Here is a 3,487-nt window from a genome sequence, read left to right on the forward strand (position 1 = left end):
GCCGAACGCGCCCTGGCCGCGGCGCCTGGCGTCGACAGAGCCCAGGTGGTGCTGACCAGCGAAGCCCCGGCGCCAGCCCCGCCGGCGCCGGGCGTGACGCGGGTGCGCAAGGGTGCGCGGGTCTCCGAGGATCCCCAGGCCGCTGCGGCGCCGCCTCCCGATGTCGAACGCCCGGCCCACGTGCGCCGGGTGATCGCGGTCGCCAGCGGCAAGGGTGGGGTGGGCAAGTCGACCATCGCGGTCAACCTGGCCGCGGCGTTCGCTCAGATGGGCCTGGCTGTCGGCCTGCTGGACGCCGACGTCTACGGCCCCTCGGCCCCGCGCATGCTGGGGGTCGAGGGCGAACCGGCGTTCGGGCCCGACAAGAAGCTGCACCCGCTGCAGGCGTGGGGCATGAAGGTCATGTCCATCGGCTTCCTGGTCGACGAGGGCGCGCCGATGATCTGGCGCGGCCCGATGGCCTCGTCCGCCGTGCGGCAGATGACCCACGACGTCGCCTGGGGGAGCGAGGACGCGCCCCTGGACGTGCTGGTGGTCGACATGCCCCCGGGCACCGGCGACATCCAGCTGACCCTGGTGCAGAAGCTGAAGCTGGACGGCGTCGTGGTGGTCTCGACCCCGCAGGAGATCGCGCTGATCGATGCGCGCCGGGCCGCCGCGATGTTCGCCAAGACCGCGACGCCGATCCTGGGCGTCATCCAGAACATGGCCTATTTCGCCGATCCGGCGGGCGGCGCGCCGATCTACATCTTCGGCGAGGGCGGGGCGAAGATCGAGGCCGGGCGGTTGGGCGTGCCGTTCCTGGGCGAGATCCCGCTGGAGACGGCGCTGCGCGCCGCCTGCGACGCCGGGCGGCCATTCATCCTGGACTTCCCCGACAGCCCCGCCGCCAAGGCCTTCGCCGAGATCGCCCGCAAGCTGGCGTGAGTTCGGAGTCCGTCTCTCGCAAGGGAGAAGGCCGCGACGACCTCAGCCCGCCTGGACCTTGCGCAGGAACTTCATGGTCTGCTCGCCGCCGGCCGTATAGGCTTGGTGGCCGGTCGGATCGGAGATGCGTTCCCAGTTGTCTCGCACTTCCTCCGCCGACAGGCCGTTTTCACCCAGATAGACACCCTCGGTCTCATACATCCGGGCGAGCGCGAAGACGCCGGCGCCGGCGGTGAGGATCGCGCCGGTCGGCGCCTCGTCGGACGCCAGATAGATCACGCCGGCGGTGACGTACTCGGGCTTCAACTTGTCCTGCATCTCGGGCGGCAGCAGATTCTCGGTCATCCGCGTGGCGGCGACCGGGGAGATGGCGTTGACGTGGATGTTGTTCTTCCCGCCCTCGAGCTTCAGCGTGCCCATCAGACCGATCAGGCCCAGCTTGGCGGCGCCGTAGTTCGACTGGCCGAAGTTGCCGTAGAGCCCCGTCGACGAGGTGGTGACGACGATGCGGCCGTAGTTCTGGGCGCGCATGATCTCCCACACCGCGTGGGCGCATTTCACCGTGCCCATCAGGTGGACGTCGACCACCAGGTTGAAGTCGGAGACCTCCATCTTGGCGAAGCTGCGGTCACGCAGGATGCCGGCGTTGGCGATCAGGATGTCGATCCGGCCCCACTGGTCCATCGTCTGGCGCACCAGGCCGGCGACCCCCGCGTCGTCGGTGACCGAGGCGCCGTTGGCGATCGCCTGGCCGCCGGCCGCGATGATCTCTTCGACCACCTGACGAGCGGCGTCGGACGAGCCGCCGGAGCCGTCGATCGTCGCCCCCAGGTCGTTGACCACCACCTTGGCCCCGCGCCGCGCCAGCTCCAGGGCGTGGGAGCGACCAAGGCCGCCGCCTGCACCGGTGACGATCGCCACCTTGTCGTCGAAGCGGACCTCCGCCATGCGAGCCTCCCTGATCGGCTGATTATTGGGCGGCTTTAGGCGCTCGTTGACGCACGCGTCAAGCGCGCCCCGCCCTTGCGCCGCAAGCCGGCTTGGTGGTCAAACAGTCCCGCGCGGCGCGTCCGCGCAACCCTGACGCAGGGGTAATAAGGAGCCGTCCGCATGAAACTCTACGACGCATCCGGTGCGCCAAATCCGCGCCGCGTCCGCTGGTTCCTCGCCGAGAAGGGCGTCAGCGACCTGGCGATCGCGCCGGTGAACATCATGACCGGCGAGCACAAACAGCCTGGCTACGTCGCCAAGGCCGGGTTCGCGCACGCCCCGGCGCTGGAGATCGACGACGAGGTGACGATCACCGAATCCGTGGCGATCTGCCGCTATCTCGAGTCGATCTACCCAGAGCCCAACATGTTCGGACGCACGCCGAAGGAGACGGCGGTGATCGAGATGTGGACCCGGCGCGCCGAGCATCTGCTGGCGGTGCCGTTGATGCTGGGGGTGCGCCACACCCATCCGGCGCTGGCGGTGCTTGAAAAGCCAAATCCCGCGGTCGCCGAATACAACACCCAGTACGGACTGGACGCGTTGAAGATGTTCGACGCGCAGTTGAGCGGCCGCGAATGGCTGGCCGCCGACCGGCTGACCATCGCCGACATCGTCGCCTTTGTCGGCCTGGACTTCGCGCGCCTGATCAAGCTGCGGCCGCCGGCGGAGTTGGTCGAGCTGAACCGCTGGACCCAGGCCATGCGTGATCGGCCGGCGGCCAAGGCGTCCCAGTGAGGAGTGCGGCCGTCCTGCTCGCTGCTCTGCTGGCCAGCGGGCCGGCGCTGGCCCAGACCCTGACCGTCGTCGGCCTCGACGGGCGCGAGACCACCCTCGACGCAGCCCAGATCGCCGCCTTGCCCCGCGGTCAGGTCACGATCACGGAGAGCGACAAGTCCAAGGCCTATGAGGGCACGCTGATCGGCCCAGTGCTGCGCGCCGCCGGCGTGCCGCTCGGCCCGCGCTTGCACGGCGATCCGCTGAAGGCCTACGCGGTGGTCACTGGGCGCGACGGCTTTGCGGCGGTCTATGCGCTGGCCGAGTTCGACAAGGACTTCCAGGACGACACCGTCATCCTGGCCGACCGTCAGGGCGGAACGAAGCTGGATGAGAAGCACGGCCCCTGGCGGCTGGTCTCATCCGGCGACCGCAAGGGCTGGCGTAGCGTCTACGCGGCCCAGCGCATCGAACTGCACGCCGCGGCTCCGGCCCGCGCGATCTCGCCGCGCGCCATGTTGAATTCAAGGCTCGGCGAGGACGGCCGTTCCCTGATCGTGTCACGCGGTGAAAAAGTGGTGTTCAGGTTGCTGGAGGGCGGGCGGCTGGAGCTGGTCTCGACCCAGCCGGCGAGCGAGGCCGACGCCCTGCCGCCGAAGCCGGGCGGTGCGGCCGCGGCGGACCCCGCTGCGGGGACGGTGACGGCGATCCTCGGCGGCGACGCCAAGGCCTCCATCCTGAAGCTCGACAGCGGCCTTTCGCGGGCGTTCGACTATCGCGTCGCCACCACCGGCGGCCAGACCTCGATCAAGGCCTGCACGGTGCTGCCGCTGCTGGCGAGCTACGATAGCGG

At 69.8% G+C, this 3,487-nt stretch carries 4 protein-coding genes; 3 read left to right on the forward strand and 1 reads right to left on the reverse strand.

Translation table 11 applies throughout. The annotated features are described in order from the left end of the window. On the forward strand, positions 1–927 hold a 927-nt coding region (locus tag Q8M88_RS02170; RefSeq protein ID WP_305594608.1), incomplete at its 5' end, for an Mrp/NBP35 family ATP-binding protein. Between the two features lie 42 nt (positions 928–969). Here Q8M88_RS02170 and Q8M88_RS02175 read toward each other — a convergent pair. Further along, on the reverse strand, positions 970–1,875 hold the full coding sequence (locus Q8M88_RS02175; RefSeq protein WP_305594609.1) for an SDR family NAD(P)-dependent oxidoreductase: 906 nt from the start codon (positions 1,873–1,875) through the stop codon (positions 970–972). Between the two features lie 162 nt (positions 1,876–2,037). Here Q8M88_RS02175 and Q8M88_RS02180 point away from each other — a divergent pair, with 162 nt between their 5' ends. Both Q8M88_RS02180 and Q8M88_RS02185 read left to right on the forward strand, forming a co-directional pair. After that, positions 2,038–2,655, forward strand: coding sequence for a glutathione S-transferase family protein (locus Q8M88_RS02180; RefSeq protein WP_305594610.1), 618 nt, complete (start codon positions 2,038–2,040; stop codon positions 2,653–2,655). Next, the coding region (locus tag Q8M88_RS02185) for a hypothetical protein (protein WP_305594611.1) at positions 2,652–3,487 on the forward strand (836 nt) is incomplete at its 3' end. The genes Q8M88_RS02180 and Q8M88_RS02185, both read left to right, overlap by 4 nt.

It is taken from the genome of Phenylobacterium sp. (assembly GCF_030693805.1).
In the GTDB taxonomy this organism is placed as follows: Bacteria; Pseudomonadota; Alphaproteobacteria; order Caulobacterales; family Caulobacteraceae; genus Phenylobacterium.

Bases quoted from the DNA above. Each gene is read 5' to 3' on its own strand.
- Q8M88_RS02180 (WP_305594610.1), top strand. From the start codon at position 2,038: ATGAAACTCTACGACGCATCCGGTGCGCCAAATCCGCGCCGCGTCCGC.
- Q8M88_RS02175 (WP_305594609.1), bottom strand. From the start codon at position 1,875: ATGGCGGAGGTCCGCTTCGACGACAAGGTGGCGATCGTCACCGGTGCA.